The following is a 14,155-nucleotide window of genomic DNA, read 5'->3' as shown; positions in this document are numbered from 1 at the left end:
CTGATCCCGGCCCCGGGATCAGGCGCGGGCTCGGGCAGCAGGGCGGGCACGGCCCGTACGTAGACGAGCATGCCGACGACCTCGACGAGCGTCTGGGTGACGACGACGGCGGCCGCCGCGGCCAGGGGGCCGGGCAGGGCCAGCGCCAGGGGCAGCACGACCAGGGAGTTGCGGGTGGCGCCGGTGAAGACGACCGCCCGCCCGTCGGCCGTGCCCAGCCGGAACAGGCGGGCGACGGCGAGCCCGGCCGGCGCCATGACGAGCAGGAACACGACGTAGAACGGCACCACCGGGACCAGGGTGGTCAGGTCACCGCCGAGGGCCGGCACCTGGGAGGCGACCACGACCAGCAGGGTGGCGGCCATCAGCGGCACCATCGTGGTGCCCGCCGCCGCCGCGAGCACCCGTCCGGACCGGGCGCATGCGGCCCAGGCCTGGGTGGCCCAGGCCAGCGCCAGCGGGATGACGATGAGCACGGCGAACGCCTCGGCGAACGGGCCGGGCCGCACCATGCCGGCCGGTCCGGGGCCGATGAAGACCAGCAGCAGGGCCGGCAGGGCGAGCATCTGGGCCAGCAGCAGGAGCGGGGTGGTGGCCAGCAGCCGGTCGCTGTCCGCCCCGGCCAGGCCGGAGAAGACGATCACGTAGTCCACGCAGGGGGCCAGCAGCACCAGTAGCACGCCCACCTGGACGGCCGGATCGCCGGGCAGGAACGGCAGCATCGCCGCGACCACGAGCGGGACCACCACGAAGTTCACGCTCAGGACCGCCGCCAGGAACCGGCCCTGGCGCAGGGCGCGCAGCAGGCCGGCCGCGGGGACCTGCAGGAAGGTCACATACAGCAGCGCACCCAGGACCGGGTTGATCGCGCCGGACAGACCGCTCCCGAGGCCGGGCAGCGCCCAGCCGATCAGGCCGCCGACCGCGATCGCCGCCAGGTAGACGGTGATCTGGTGCGCTTCCATGCGGGCGGGCAGCGTGCGGGCGGGCCGGCTCATGCGGGTGTCCTGTCCCAGGTGGTGTCGGCGGTGGCGGCTCGGATGACGACGCCCTCTGCGGAGAGGGCGGCTTCAGCCTGCCACTGCCGCCGGGGTGGTCCGACCGGCGGCCGAGCCCGGCCGGACGCGGGGGCCGGTGCGCGGAGCATCAGGGGCGGACAGGGCGGGGAGACAGGGCGGGGAGACAGGGCGGGGAGACAGGGCGGGAAATCCGGCCCGGCGGCCGCACGAGGTCAGCAGCCGCCGCAGCCGCATCCCGACGGACCGCACGTACCCGCCCCGGACGACGCGGGACGGGCGGTTCCTGCGGCGGTGCAGCCACCACATGCCGGCCGCCGCGGCCAGCAGGAGCCAGGCGACGGCCAGCAGGGTCCGCTCGGCCAGCGCGGCGCCCGCGCCGGTCAGCAGCCCGGCGCCGATCAGGACCGGCAGCGCGCAGCAGGCCGCGCACGCCAGCACCGCCAGCCAGGCGGCGACCTTGCTGCGCCGCGGGGGTCCGCCATCGCCGGCGGCGCGCTCCTTCGAGGCGTGCGCGGCGTGCGCGGCGTGCGCGGCGGAGGTGAGCGCGGCGGAGGTGAGCGGCAGCGCGACCGGCCCGGCCGGGCCCCGCTGCCGGTCCGGCGGCGGGTCCGAGAGCGGCACGCGGTGTTCGGAGTGGGTGCTCACGGGTCAGCTCTCCTCGGGGTGGCGGCCCTCGGCCAGGTCGGCGAAGGGCAGCGGGCAGTCGGGGCAGGTGCAGTGGGTCAGGCTGTCGCAGCCGGCGCCGACCACCTGCCGCAGCGCCTGGCGGATGGTGGACAGGTCGGCGATCTTCGCCTCCAGCTCGGCGATCTTGGCTTGGGCGCGGGCCCGCAGATCGGGGGTGGGGTGGCCGCGCCGGCCGGTGTCGATCAGCTCGGCCACCTCGTCCAGGGTGAAGCCGAGCCGCTGCGCGGCTTTGATCACCGTCAGCAGGGTGACGGTCTCGGGCGGGTAGGCACGGTGCCCGCCGGGGCTGCGCGACGGCTCGGCGATCAGACCGCGCCGCTCGTAGTAGCGCAGGGTCTGCACGTTGACCCCGGCCTGCTCGGCCACCTGCCCGCTGCGCAGGTACGGCCCGCCCGGGCCCCGCAGTACGACGTCCTGCCTCACGCCGGCCGCCCCGTTCCGGCGGGCGCGCTCACGCGGCCGTCCTGGAACGCCGGCCCGTCCTGGAACGCCGCTCTGTCTTGGAACGCCGGCCCGGCCTGCAGCGCGTCCAGTACCTCGGCCTGCTCCGGTGGCACCGTCACTCCCAGTGTCAGGCCGCCGCCGGCGACGGTGAGCGTGAAGGTGAAGAAGGAGCAGCAACCGCTCTCCCGTGCCGCCAGCTCGGCGGCCCGCGCGGCGTGCTCCGAGCTGAAGACGAGTTCCAGAAGCAGCCGCTCACGCCCTTCGCGCCGTACCGCTCGGACCGCCTCGGTGAACAGCGCGTCGAACTCGGCCACCCGTAGCGGCCGTTCGGCGGTGGGCAGCGTGCACGCCGCGGGCACCCATCCCCGGTCAAGGGTGATGTCCTGTGTCATACCCCGACGGTAAGCCTGTACCTGGGTACCGGATGCAACCCCCGGTGCCGTCGTTTCGGGCCGTCACCCGGGCAGGCGGTCAGGCGTGGGCGGGCTGTTCGTGCTGGGCGTGGGCGGGCGACTCCAGTTGCAGGGTGGCGTGGTGCAGGTCGAAGCGCTCGGCCAGGCGCTCCTGCAGGACGTCCAGGATCTGCGGGGCGTGGCCGTCGGTGAAGCACTCGTCGTCGATGACGACGTGCGCGCTCAGCGCCGCCAGGCCCGAGGTGACGGTCCAGGCGTGCAGGTCGTGTACGGCGTGCACGTGCGGCACAGACAGCAGGTGTGCGCGGACCTCCTGGAGGTCCAGGTGGGCGGGGGTCGCCTCCAGCAGCACGTCGACCGCGGCGCGCAGCAGCTTCAGCGCCCGCGGCACGATGAGCAGGCCGATCAGGAGCGCGACGATGGCGTCGGCGCGGGTGAAGCCGGTCAGGTGAGCCACGAGCGCGGCGGCGATGACGCCTGCGGAGGTCAGCGCGTCGGTGACCACCTCGAGGAAGGCGCCGCGCAGGTTGAGGCTGTCGCCCTGCACGCTGAACAGCAGCAGCATCGAGGCCAGGTTGCCGACCAGGCCGATGACGCCGAAGACCAGCATGGAGCCGGTGGCCAGGTGCGGGGGCGCGGCCGCGGTCAGGCGGCCGGCCGCCTCGACCAGGATGTAGGCGCCCAGGCCGAACAGGACCGCGGCGTTCACCGCGGCGGCCAGGATCTCGGCGCGGGCCAGGCCGAAGGTGCGTTTCGCGGTGGCGGGGCGGGCGGCCAGCACGGCGGCCACCAGGGCCAGGGCGATGCCGGCGCTGTCGGTGAGCATGTGCCCGGCGTCGGCCAGCAGCGCGATGCTGCCCGAGGCCAGTGCCCCGGCCACCTGGACGAGCATGACGGTGCCGGTGATGGCCAGCACGCCGATCAGGCGGCCGCGGTGGCGGCCGGTCGCGGTCACGTGTCCGTGCCCGTGGCCGTGTCCGTGCCCGTGGCCGTGGCCGTGTGCGTGGTCGCTGCCCACAGCGGGTTCTCCTTCACGCAGAGGTGGAGTCCTTCGCGGCCGATCGCCTCAGGAGCGGTCGGCGGGTCCGGCGGGTCCGGCGGGTCCGGCGGGTCCGGCGGGTCCGGCGGGTCCGGCGGGTCCGGCGGGTCCGGCGGGGTCAGGGCCGCCCGGTGCGCCGGGGAAGGGCCGAGGGACGCCGAGGGACGTCGGGGGACAGGCTGGCGATCAGCAGCACTCCTGCGCCGCGGCGGTGGCGCAGGTGCGCTCGGCCTCGGCGGCCACCGCCACCACCGCTGCGCGCAGGTCGTCCAGGGCATGGGCCAGGCGGGCGTCGGCCAGCTCGTAGCGGGTGCGCCGGCCGACGGGCACGGCCACGACCAGACCGCAGTCGCGCAGGCAGGCCAGGTGGTTGGAGAGGCGGGTGCGGGAGACGCCCAGCGCGTCGGCCAGGTCGGCGGGGTGGGCCGGGGCCTGGCGCAGGGTGAGCAGGATGCGGCAGCGGATCGGGTCGGCCAGCGCGCGGCCGAACCGCGCGAGGACCTCGATCTCCGGAGCGATCGTCAACACACCCCGATAGTACATAGAATCCTGAATTCAGGAAATCGTGAAGATTTTAGGCGGGGTGGCCCGCGGCGGATGCGCGACGGCGGGACCGTGACCCTCACCGGACCGCCGGCGCGCAATCCACGCGCCGGGTTCCGGCATGGCAGCGGATTCCGGCATGGCGGCGGACCGAACCGGATCGGAGCGGATCGCCGTCCCGCATCGGCCGGCTAGCGCTCCTTGAGGCGCTGCGCCTCCTTGCGCACCTCGGCCTGGACCGCCCGCTCGCGCTGCAGCCACTCGGGGTTCTCCGCCTTGATGGCGTCGATCTCGGCGGTGGTGAGCGGCCCGGTGACGCCGCCCCTGGCCAGGCCCGAGTTGGAGACGCCCAGCTTCACGGCGACGACCTGCCTGGGGTGCGGCCCGTTGCGCCGCAGATCGGCCAGCCATGCCGGCGGATCGGCCTGCAGCGCGTTCAGCTCGTCTCTGGAGACGACTCCCTCCTGGAACTCGGCGGGAGTGGCCTCCAGGAGCACACCCAGCTTCTTGGCCGCGGTCGCGGGCTTCATCGTCTGAGTGGTCTTGGCCTTGGTCATGGTGTCAAGGGTATGGCGCGAAGCCGCCTCCCCTGACATCGGTACCCTGGGGAGGTGACCGACAGGGAGTTCCGGCTGGCTTACGTGCCCGGGGTGACGCCCGCCAAATGGGTGGGCCTCTGGGCCGAGCGGGTGCCCGGCGTGCCCCTCACCCTGGTCCCCGTCGCCGCCGCCGAGGCGGTGGGGCTCCTGCGCGACGGCGGCGCCGACGCCGGGTTCGTGCGGCTGCCCGTGGACCGCGAAGGGCTCAGCGTGATCCCTCTCTACGTCGAGACCACCGTGGTCGTGGTGCCGAAGGACCACCTGGTGGCCGCCGCCGACGAGGTGACCGTCGCCGATCTCGCCGACGACGAGGTGCTCCATCCGATGGACGACACCCTCGGGTGGACGGCCCTGCCGGGACTGCCGGCCTTCAGGCGTCCGGACACGACGGCGGAGGCGATCGAGCTGGTGGCGGCGGGGGCCGGGCTGCTGCTGGTCCCGCAGTCGCTGGCGCGCCTGCACCACCGCAGGGATCTGACCTACCGGCCGGTCGTGGAGACGCCGCAGTCGCAGATCGCGCTGGCCTGGCCCACGGAGGCGACGACCGAGCTGGTGGAGGACTTCATCGGCATCGTCCGCGGGCGTACGGTGAACAGCTCGCGGGGCCGTACCCCCGCGCCCGCCCCGGGGAAGGCGCACAAGCAGCCGCGGAGTCCCGCTCCGGGCGGGTCGGGACGCCGGGGCGCGCGGACCGGCCGGGGCGGGAGGGGCCGCCGTCCCCGGTGAACGGCGCACCGCCTCACCCGTCGTCGCGGGGCGCCTGACCTGCGGATCGGTCTGACGCGGCAGCACCGGGTGATCCGCCGCCGGGGTCCGCCTGTTCCACGGCCGGCGTGATCGGCAGGGGTGCGGCGGCTCCGCCGGTGAGCTCGCGCGCGTGGTTGAGCGTGTGGTCGAGCTGCCTGGCCAGATGGGGGAGGGTCGCCGGAGGGAGATACGCGTGGGCTCCGGCGTCGAGCAGGCGCCGGACCTGGCCGTGGTAACTGACTCCGAGCTCGGGATCGTCGATCTCGGTGACGATGACGCGCGCTTCCGGGAACATCGAGCGGAGAGCCGAGATCAGCTGCGGGCTGCCCGGCGGTGCCAGCAGCACGTCCGCCGTCGCGGGGGCCGCGCGCATGTCGAGCACGACGTAGTCCTCGCCGAGCCGGTCGGACAGCGCCCTGCGGGCCGCGGCCGACAGCTTCATCGCGGTGGCCACGACGGTCACGCCGTCGTAGCCGGTCCGTGCCCGGTCGCCGGCCTCGTCCGGCGCGTCGCGGCCGACGACGGCGCCCTCGACCACGTCGACGGCGCTGGAGATCGTCGCGATCGGCGCGCCGTCCCGCGTGACGACCAGGCTCTCGCCGGGCCCGAGGGCGTCGATGAGCGCCACGACGTCCTCGGGAAGGCGGGCCACGTCGATTCGCTGCGCGGTCCGCGCGGCGCGTCTGCGCCGGACGGTGCGTCTGCGGCGGATCACCATGCCGGGAACGGGCTCACGCCGGCGGTGGGGGCGGGCCGCGCGCCGTGCGCGGCGCCTGCCTGCCGGCCGGCCGGTCCTTCCGCGACGACACGGCCGTCGGAGGGCTCGGCGGGTCCGGCCGGCGGGGGAGACGTCGTCATGGTGTTCGAGCCCTTCACGCGAGTCGGACCGGTCGTCAGCGGTGGATCCGTGCTTCCACTGATCGCCTCGGTGGCATCGTCGTGCACCGTACAGGGACTCCAGTGGTTCCGGGCCTGCCGGCGTACCGCCGGCCCGGGTCGTCATCCTCTCGGGCCGAAGCCCGTCATGAGGACGTGCACGCCGATGAGGACGACGATCCAGATCATGGCGCGCCTGGTCGGCGGGGGGCCGCTGCGCAGCAGCGAGACGCCCAGGGGGATGAAGGCGAGGCAGAGGCCGCCCACGGCGAGGAAGGACTGCGGTTCGGTGCCCTTGAGCGTCCCGAGCGCGAGCACCGACATCAGGCCGAGCGCGATCGAACGGCCCAGTCCCAGGGCTCCGGAGCGGTAGGCGCCGATGGCCAGCACGACCCAGCCGAAGAAGGCCGGTCCGGACATGGACCTGAACGGGTGCCAGACCGTCTCCCGCCATGCGTCGTAGTAGCCGTCGATGCCGGTGAGCATGGTCTGCAGGCCGAGGGTGTCGGTCAGGTGGAAGGCCAGGTGGTCGGTGCCGAACTGGAAGGTGCGGGTGAACAGGCCGACGATCACCAGGCAGCCGCCCCACAGCCCCCACAGCGGGCTGGTGGCGGTGATCCTCTGCGCCAGCGTCACGACTCCCGGCAGCAGCAGCACGAACCCGAGGGCGAAGCAGACGTAGGCGGCGGTGATGAGGGTGGGGTGCTCGGTGTAGGCGACGAGCTGGTGAGGGACGAAGTAGTGGAACGGGGAGCGCAGGAGGGTCCCGGCCATGATCAGGGTGGGGCCGGCGATCAGCGAGACGCCGCCCACCCAGCGGCCGGGGAACGCCGGCCGGCGGTCCAGGTCGGCGGCGGCGTTGGCGGCCCGTCGCTCCGCGCCGGCCTGCCGCCACCGCGTGACGCGCCCGTGGAGATCGATGTTCATGGATCACTGCCTCATCATGTCCGTGTCGGTGCGCCCGGGCCGGTGTGCCGGGACACGCCAGAATGGTGCTGGGCGAGGCGGGGGGCGCGCGTCCGGCTCGGGTCGCATCTTGGCCGGTGGACACGGGCGGCGGTGCGACCCCGGACGGATGCGCATGTCCGACCGTGGTCGGATGCCGGGTGCCCCGCTGAGGCGGTGACCAGGCCGGACGGGGTCTTGAGCGGATGGCTCTCCGGCGTCGGCGGGGCCGGCGGCCGATCGCCCGGGGGAGGGCGGTCCGGCGGTCCCCGGGGTCTTCAGGAGATCTTGCGGCGGTAGGTGTTCATGGCGAAGGCGTAGGCGACGACGAGGAGGCCGACGCACCAGGCCAGGGCGATCCAGATGTCGGCGCCGACCGGCCGTCCGGTGAACAGGTCGCGGATGGTGTCGACGATGGAGGTCACCGGCTGGTGCTCGGCGAAGGCGCGCACCGGGCCGGGCATGGTGTCGGTGGGCACGAAGGCCGAGCTGAGGAAGGGCAGGAAGATGAGCGGGTAGGAGAACGCGCTCGCGCCCTCCATGGTCGTGGCGGACAGGCCGGCGATGACGGCGAGCCAGGTCAGCGCCAGGGTGAACAGGATCAGGATGCCGGCGACCGCGAGCCACGCCGGCACTCCCGCCGCCGAGCGGAAGCCCATGAGCAGGGCCACGAGCACCACGACCCCGAGCGAGACCAGGTTCGCGACCAGCGAGGTCAGCACGTGCGCCCACAGTACGGACGACCGGGCGGTCGGCATGGACTGGAAGCGCTCGAAGATGCCGCTCTTCATGTCCATGAACAGCCGGTACGCGGTGTAGGCGATGCCCGAGGCGACCGTGATGAGCAGGATGCCGGGCAGCATGTAGTTCACGTACGAGTCCGGCCCGGTGTCGATCGCGCCGCCGAAGACGTAGACGAACATCAGCATCATGGCGATCGGCATGATCGCGGTCGTGATGATGGTGTCCGGGCTGCGCGTGACGTGGCGCAGGGACCGTCCCAGCAGGGCGGCGGTGTCGCCGAGGAAGTGCTTGCTCATCGTGGTTCCTTCGCGTCCGTGCCGAGGTTGCGGTCGTGGCCGTTCTCTCCGTCGCCGTCGCCGACGAGCGTGAGGAAGACGTCCTCCAGGGTCGGCTGCTTCTCGACGTATTCGACCTCGGCCGGCGGGAGCAGCCGCCTGAGCTCGGCCAGGGTGCCGTTGACGATGATCCGGCCCCGGTGGAGGATCGCGATCCGGTCGGCGAGCTGTTCGGCCTCGTCGAGGTACTGCGTGGTGAGCAGGACCGTCGTGCCGCGTGCGGCGAGCTCCCGGACGGCCTGCCAGACCTCGATGCGCGCCCGGGGGTCGAGCCCGGTCGTCGGCTCGTCGAGGAAGATGACGGGCGGGTCGCCGATCAGGCTCATCGCGATGTCCAGGCGGCGGCGCATGCCACCGGAGTACGTCGACACCTTCCGTGCGCCCGCCTCGGTCAGGGAGAAGCGTTCCAGCAGGTCGTCGGCGATCCTGCCGGGATCCTCGAGGTGCCGCAGCCGGGCGATCAGCACGAGGTTCTCCCGCCCGGTGAGGATCTCGTCGACGGCGGCGAACTGCCCGGTGAGGCTGATGGACTCCCGTACGTCGGCGGCCTGCGCGGCGACGTCGAAGCCGTTCACGCGGGCCGTGCCCGCGTCGGCCCTGAGCAGCGTGGACAGGATCTTCACGGCGGTGGTCTTGCCCGCCCCGTTGGAGCCGAGCAGGGCGAAGACGCTGCCCCGCGCCACGTCGAAGTCCACGCCGCGCAGCACCCGGAGCTCCTTGTACGACTTCTCCAGGCCGTGCACCTGGATCGCCGGGGCGTGCTGTGCCGTCATCCGGTGGCCCTGTCCTCTCTGGCGGTGTCCTCGCCGGCGGCGCGGGCGATGGCGCTGGTGAAGCGGTTGCGCTCCCGGGCCCGGTACTGGCCGAGGGGGTAGTTGGCCATGAACGCCTCGGCGAACTCCACGGGGTCGTCGCCGAAGAGGTCGCGGATCGGGGTGCCGTCCGCCGCGCTCTGCTCGAGCAGGTCGGCGAGGTCCGCGAACATCGCCATCGCGCCGGCGCCGTCCGCCGGCCCGAAGTGCATCAGGTAGCGCTCCAGCGCCTCGGCCGCCGTGCGGTAGTTCTCGGGAAGCCGCTTGACGCGCGCCCTGTACTGCCGCCAGCGCTTCTTGTCCTCCAACGACCCCGTCATCACCTCCAGGTAGCGCAGGTAGCGGCTCTTCGGCTCGTCCGGCCCTGTGGTCATGGCTGCTTTCCTCCTTCGCGGAGCTGTTCGAGCCTCCCGGCCAGGAAGCTCCAGGTCTTCCAGAACTCTTCGAGGTACTCCCGGCCCTGGGCGTTGAGGGAGTACACCTTGCGCGGCGGCCCCTTCTCGGAGGGGACCCTCTCCACGTCGACCAGGCCGCGCTGCTCGATCCTGACCAGCAGCGCGTAGATGGTGCCCTCGGCGATGTCGGAGAAGCCCTGCCCCCGCAGCCACGCCGTGATCTCGTAGCCGTGCGCGGGCCGGCCGGACAGGATCGCCAGGACGATGCCCTCCAGCGTTCCCTTGAGCATCTCCGTCGCCTGTCCGCCCATGGAGACACCCCGTCCGGCTACTTGGTGTTGCTGGGTACCGGTAGAAAGTAACACCGACTACTGGTACTTAGCAATACCGAATAGCTGGGGCGTGGGCCGCCGGCGAACCGCTACGCCGCGGGCCCGGCCCGACCGCCGCGTGTGCCGGTCGGGCGGCGTCCCGGCGCGAGAGGTGGATCAGCGGCGCCGTGACGCACGCCGAGCCGGTCGCGGGAGGCCGTACGGCGGATCGCGGGTGCGTCCGTCCCCCTTGCGAGCTACCGGCGAATGTCCACCGTGCGGGGACGATCCCGGACCACCGGATCCCTAGCGTTTCCTCCGTAGCGGCGGCACCCCGCCGCGGAACCCCCCACGTAAGGGAGTCGTCATGCGGTTGTTGAAACAGCTCGTGCCCGTCGCGGCGGTCGCCTTCGCCGGTAGCGCGGCCGTGGGCGCGGTGCAGGGCGACCCGCTCCTCACCCTGCTCCTCGGCGTCGCGACGGCCGCGCTCGCCGTACTCGTGTACGCCCGCGCGGTGCGGTGGTCCGAGCGCCGCGCGCCGGTGGAGGTGGCGGCGCGGGGCGCCGCCGGCGCCGTCGCGCGGGGGACGCTGATCGGGGTCGCGATGTTCGCGGCGGTCATCGCGACCATCGCCCTCCTGGGCGGCTACCGGATCGACGGCCAGGGCTCGCTCGGGGGCGCGGCCGGACTGCTCGGCTTCATGGCCGCCGCCGCGGTGACGGAGGAACTGCTGTTCCGCGGCATCCTGTTCAGGATCGTCGAGGAACGCACGGGGACCTGGCCGGCGCTGGCGCTGACCGGCGTATTGTTCGGACTGTCGCACCTGTTCAACCCGCACGCCGACCTGTGGGGCGCGATCGCCATCGCGATCGAGGCGGGCGGCATGCTCGCCGCCGCCTACGCCGCCACCCGCACCCTGTGGGTGCCGATCGGGGTGCACTTCGGCTGGAACTTCGCGGCGGCCGGCATCTTCGGCACCGAGGTCTCGGGCAACGGCGTGACGCAGGGGCTGCTGCACGGCGTGACGTCGGGCCCCGCGCTGCTCACGGGCGGCGGGTTCGGGCCGGAGGCGAGCCTGTCCGCGGTGGTGGCCGGTCTGCTGCTGACGGCCGTGTTCATGGCGCTGGCCTACCGGCGCGGCACCGTGGTCCCGCTCCGGCGCGGCGTGACCGCTACGCTCGCCCGATGATCGATCTGCGGCGTGTCACGGACCTGTGGCGGCGGTGCGGCGTCGTGGTCCGGGACGCGCCCTTCGGGCTGCTACTGGCCGTCGTATCGCTCCTGCCCGCGCTCCACGGCAAGGGGACGCAGGTCGGCGACCTGCCGGCCCGCCCCCTCGACGCGCTGGCACTCGTGGTGATCGCCCTGGAGTGCTTCCCGCTCGCCGTGCGGCGGCGGTGGCCGGCCGTGTGCCTGGCGCTGGTGTCGCTCGGCTTCGTCCTCGACCAGCTCCACGCCTACCACGTGTTCGCGAGCAACGCGATGCCCATCGCGCTCGTCAGCGCGGGAGCCCACCTGGAGCGCCACCGGCGCGTCACGGTGGTCCTGCTGTCCGCGGCGTACGTGCCGTTGGCGTTCGCGCTCAGCCGGATCGGTGCGACCGAGCGGCTGGAAGGGTACGTGGTGTTCTACCTGCTGCTGGCCATGATGTGGGGCGTCGGGGCCTGGCTGCGCTCCACCCGCGCCGCCGAGGCCGAGCGCCGCCGCCGCGTCGCCGAGGCCACCCGCGCCGCCGAACGCGCCCGCATCGCCCGCGAGCTCCACGACGTCGTGACCCACCACGTGACGGCGATGGTCGTGCAGGCCGAGGCCGCCCGCTACCTGACCGCCGCCCCCGACCGCCTCGACGCGACGCTGAGCGCCGTCACCGACACCGGCCGGCGGGCCATCACCGACCTGCGGCACATGCTCGACCTGCTCAAGGCCGATCACGACGCCGACGTCGGCGTGCCGGCCGTCGGAGAGCTCCGCACGCTCGTGGAGCAGACCCGCCGGGCCGGGCAGCCGGTGGAGCTCACCGAGGAGGGCGACCCGGCGGAATCGGCGGGCAGCGCCGAATTCGTGGTCTACAGGGTCGTTCAGGAGGCCCTCACGAACGCCCTCAAACACGCCCACGGCAGCCCCACCGTGGTCCGGGTGCGCTACGGCGAGAAGGAGATCAGCGTGGCGGTCGGCACCGACGGCCTCGGCTCCCGGGCCGCCTCTCCCGGCGGGAGCGGGCGGGGCCTGGCCGGGCTCCGCGAGCGGGTCGAGGCCCTCGGCGGCCGGTTCTGCGCCGACCGGCAGGCGGACGGCGGCTTCCTCGTGCAGGCCCGCATCCCCGTGGGGAGCCGGTCGTGACCGCGCCGATCCGGGTGCTGGTCTGCGACGACCAGGCGCTGATCCGCACCGGCTTCGCGACGATCATCGACGCGCAGCCCGACCTGGAGACGGTGGGCGAGTGCGGCGACGGCCGCACCGCGGTGGATCTCGCCCGCCGGTTGCGCCCCGACATCGTCGTGATGGACGTGCGGATGCCGGTGCTCGACGGCATCGAGGCCACCCGTCTGCTGGCCGGCGCCGGGGTGGCGGACCCCGTCAAGGTGCTCGTGGTGACGACGTTCAACCTGGACGAGTACGTCTACGAGGCGCTGCGCGCGGGGGCGAGCGGGTTCCTGCTCAAGGACGCCCCGCCGGCGCAGCTCCTGCACGGCATCCGTACCGTCACCTCGGGCGCCGCGCTGCTGGCGCCCGAGGTGACGCGGCAGCTCGTCGGCAGGTACGCGTCCCGGATCCGCCCCGCCCGGACCAAGCCGGACGAGACCGCGCTGACCCCCCGCGAGCTGGAGGTGCTGCGCCTGATCGCCGACGGCCTGTCCAACAGCGAGATCGCCGCCACCCTGGTGATCAGCCAGGAGACCGTCAAGACGTACGTGTCGCGCATCCTCACCAAGCTCGGCCTGCGTGACCGGGTGCAGGCGGTGGTCTACGCCTACCGCAGGGGCCTGGTGACCTGAGGCGCCCCGCCCGGGAACCCGGTGCGACGGTCAGGCCGCGTCGCGGCGCGAGAGGTGGATCAGCAGCGCCGTGACGCATCCACCGGCCAGCACCGCCGCCGCGCCGGCGAGCTCGCCGTACCGCAGGGCGTCGGCGAACGCGGAGAGGATCGTGTCCCGCTCGGCGGCGGTGCCGGCGGCGGCGAGGGAGTCGGGCAGCGAGTCGGCGGCCGCGGCGGCCGGCAGGAGCGCGGTCCAGCGCAGCTGCATGAAGGTGCCCAGGGCGGCGACGCCCAGACTGCTGCCCAGTTCGGTCATCGTGCCCTCGATGCCGGCGCCGGCGCCCGCGTCGTCGGGCGGCACGGCGCTGAACACCGCCTCCACGATCGCCGGGTTGGCGACGGCGCATCCGGCGCCCATCAGCAGCAGCCCGGTCAGCAGCGGCCAGTAGCCCTCCCCGCCGGACTGCGCGACCACGACGAGCCCGGCCGCGAGCAGGGTCATGCCGCCGGCGATGGCCAGTGGCGCGCCCAGGGCCCGGATGAGCAGCGCCGCCACGCCGGCGGCGTTGAGCACCACGACGGTCAGCGCGAACGGCGCCATCCGCAGGCCCGCCTGCAGCGGATCGTGCTCGCCGATGAACTGCAGCTGCATGGTGAGCAGGAACAGCGCGCCGGAGCTGCCGAAGGTGATCAGCACGATGCCGGTCACCGCGCCCGTGAAGCGCCGGTCGCGGAACAGGGCGAGGTTGAGCATCGGGTTGCGGGCGCGGCGTTGCCAGACGAGGAAGGCGGCGAGCAGCGCCACGCCCGCGGCGGCGGCCCGCCAGTCCATCGCGATGATGGCGTACACCACGCCGGTGGTGCCCGCGGTGGCCAGCAGCGCCCCGGCCAGGTCGGGGCGGCCGCGGGCCGGGTTGCGCGACTCCGGCACGAGCAGCCGCACCGCGACCAGGCAGACCGCCACCACCGGCACGTTGAGCAGGAAGATCGCCCCCCACGAGGCGTGCGCCAGCACCACCCCGCCCAGCGGCGGCCCGGAGGCGAAGCCGAGCGCGCTGACCGCCGCCCAGATGCCGATCGCCTTGGGCCGCTCCTGCGCGTCGAAGACCTGGATGGCGACGGCGAGGGTGCCGGTGATCAGCAGCGCGCCGCCCACGCCCATGCCGGCGCGGGCCGCGATGAGGGCGCCGGGACCCGAGGCGAACGCGGCGGCCAGCGACGTCGCGCCGAACACCGCCAGGCCCGCCGTCAGGATCCGCCGCCGGCCGT

At 73.8% G+C, this 14,155-nt stretch carries 17 protein-coding genes and 1 pseudogene (1 of these 18 only partly in view); 4 read left to right on the top strand and 14 right to left on the bottom strand.

Annotated elements, in window-relative coordinates; translation table 11 throughout:
- The 7 genes and pseudogenes from ACFOWE_RS26810 to ACFOWE_RS26780 all read right to left on the bottom strand — a co-directional run.
- Positions 1 to 965, bottom strand: a pseudogene (locus tag ACFOWE_RS26810) (bile acid:sodium symporter) (it extends 208 nt beyond the left edge of the window).
- Between the two features lie 105 nt (positions 966 to 1,070).
- On the bottom strand, positions 1,071 to 1,664 hold the full coding sequence (locus ACFOWE_RS26805) for a hypothetical protein (protein WP_377292573.1): 594 nt from the start codon (positions 1,662 to 1,664) through the stop codon (positions 1,071 to 1,073).
- Between the two features lie 3 nt (positions 1,665 to 1,667).
- The gene (locus ACFOWE_RS26800; protein WP_377292571.1) at positions 1,668 to 2,129 is read right to left on the bottom strand and encodes a MerR family transcriptional regulator; all 462 of its coding nucleotides are present in this window, start codon (positions 2,127 to 2,129) and stop codon (positions 1,668 to 1,670) included.
- The gene (locus ACFOWE_RS26795) at positions 2,126 to 2,542 is read right to left on the bottom strand and encodes a hypothetical protein (RefSeq protein ID WP_377292569.1); all 417 of its coding nucleotides are present in this window, start codon (positions 2,540 to 2,542) and stop codon (positions 2,126 to 2,128) included. Before ACFOWE_RS26795 ends, ACFOWE_RS26800 begins: the two co-directional genes overlap by 4 nt.
- Before the next feature lie 79 nt (positions 2,543 to 2,621).
- On the bottom strand, positions 2,622 to 3,581 hold the full coding sequence (locus tag ACFOWE_RS26790; protein WP_377292567.1) for a cation diffusion facilitator family transporter: 960 nt from the start codon (positions 3,579 to 3,581) through the stop codon (positions 2,622 to 2,624).
- 207 nt (positions 3,582 to 3,788) lie between these two features.
- Positions 3,789 to 4,130, bottom strand: coding sequence for an ArsR/SmtB family transcription factor (locus ACFOWE_RS26785; RefSeq protein WP_377292565.1), 342 nt, complete (start codon positions 4,128 to 4,130; stop codon positions 3,789 to 3,791).
- 206 nt (positions 4,131 to 4,336) lie between these two features.
- Complete coding sequence (locus tag ACFOWE_RS26780; protein WP_377292563.1) at positions 4,337 to 4,702, bottom strand: DUF5997 family protein; 366 nt, start codon at positions 4,700 to 4,702, stop codon at positions 4,337 to 4,339.
- Positions 4,703 to 4,756: 54 nt separating this feature from the next.
- Between ACFOWE_RS26780 and ACFOWE_RS26775 the strand changes: the two genes are divergently transcribed.
- Positions 4,757 to 5,470: a LysR family substrate-binding domain-containing protein gene (locus ACFOWE_RS26775; protein WP_377292561.1), complete on the top strand. Its 714-nt coding sequence runs from the start codon at positions 4,757 to 4,759 to the stop codon at positions 5,468 to 5,470.
- Between the two features lie 13 nt (positions 5,471 to 5,483).
- Here ACFOWE_RS26775 and ACFOWE_RS26770 read toward each other — a convergent pair whose 3' ends face one another.
- From ACFOWE_RS26770 to ACFOWE_RS26745, 6 genes are all read right to left on the bottom strand, one after another.
- Entirely contained in the window at positions 5,484 to 6,143 is a 660-nt protein-coding gene (locus tag ACFOWE_RS26770) for a hypothetical protein (RefSeq protein WP_377292560.1), read from the bottom strand.
- Between the two features lie 347 nt (positions 6,144 to 6,490).
- On the bottom strand, positions 6,491 to 7,294 hold the full coding sequence (locus ACFOWE_RS26765; RefSeq protein ID WP_377292558.1) for a hypothetical protein: 804 nt from the start codon (positions 7,292 to 7,294) through the stop codon (positions 6,491 to 6,493).
- 296 nt (positions 7,295 to 7,590) lie between these two features.
- Positions 7,591 to 8,352 carry an ABC transporter permease gene (locus tag ACFOWE_RS26760; protein ID WP_377292556.1) on the bottom strand — a complete coding sequence of 254 codons (762 nt, stop codon included), beginning with the start codon at positions 8,350 to 8,352 and terminating at the stop codon, positions 7,591 to 7,593.
- Entirely contained in the window at positions 8,349 to 9,164 is an 816-nt protein-coding gene (locus tag ACFOWE_RS26755; protein ID WP_377292554.1) for an ABC transporter ATP-binding protein, read from the bottom strand. The genes ACFOWE_RS26760 and ACFOWE_RS26755 overlap by 4 nt, the downstream gene beginning before the upstream one ends.
- On the bottom strand, positions 9,161 to 9,577 hold the full coding sequence (locus tag ACFOWE_RS26750) for a DUF1048 domain-containing protein (protein ID WP_377292552.1): 417 nt from the start codon (positions 9,575 to 9,577) through the stop codon (positions 9,161 to 9,163). The genes ACFOWE_RS26755 and ACFOWE_RS26750 overlap by 4 nt, the downstream gene beginning before the upstream one ends.
- Positions 9,574 to 9,909, bottom strand: a complete 336-nt coding sequence (locus ACFOWE_RS26745; protein WP_377292550.1) for a PadR family transcriptional regulator — start codon at positions 9,907 to 9,909, stop codon at positions 9,574 to 9,576. The genes ACFOWE_RS26750 and ACFOWE_RS26745 overlap by 4 nt, the downstream gene beginning before the upstream one ends.
- 367 nt (positions 9,910 to 10,276) lie before the next feature.
- Here ACFOWE_RS26745 and ACFOWE_RS26740 point away from each other — a divergent pair, with 367 nt between their 5' ends.
- From ACFOWE_RS26740 to ACFOWE_RS26730, 3 genes are read left to right on the top strand one after another with little or no spacing between them, the layout of a single operon-like run.
- Positions 10,277 to 11,098: a CPBP family intramembrane glutamic endopeptidase gene (locus ACFOWE_RS26740; protein WP_377292548.1), complete on the top strand. Its 822-nt coding sequence runs from the start codon at positions 10,277 to 10,279 to the stop codon at positions 11,096 to 11,098.
- Positions 11,095 to 12,249, top strand: a complete 1,155-nt coding sequence (locus ACFOWE_RS26735; RefSeq protein WP_377292546.1) for a sensor histidine kinase — start codon at positions 11,095 to 11,097, stop codon at positions 12,247 to 12,249. Before ACFOWE_RS26740 ends, ACFOWE_RS26735 begins: the two co-directional genes overlap by 4 nt.
- Positions 12,246 to 12,905 carry a response regulator gene (locus tag ACFOWE_RS26730; RefSeq protein WP_377292544.1) on the top strand — a complete coding sequence of 220 codons (660 nt, stop codon included), beginning with the start codon at positions 12,246 to 12,248 and terminating at the stop codon, positions 12,903 to 12,905. The genes ACFOWE_RS26735 and ACFOWE_RS26730 overlap by 4 nt, the downstream gene beginning before the upstream one ends.
- Positions 12,906 to 12,935: 30 nt before the next feature.
- Here ACFOWE_RS26730 and ACFOWE_RS26725 read toward each other — a convergent pair.
- Positions 12,936 to 14,155 (bottom strand): MFS transporter (locus ACFOWE_RS26725; protein WP_377292542.1); only part of this gene is annotated, 1,220 nt, incomplete at its 5' end.

Source organism: Planomonospora corallina (assembly GCF_042650625.1).
GTDB classification, from domain to species: domain Bacteria; phylum Actinomycetota; class Actinomycetes; order Streptosporangiales; family Streptosporangiaceae; genus Planomonospora_B; species Planomonospora_B corallina.
The sequence above is the reverse complement of the archived record's forward strand: the minus strand, read 5'-3'. Positions and strand labels throughout refer to the sequence as shown.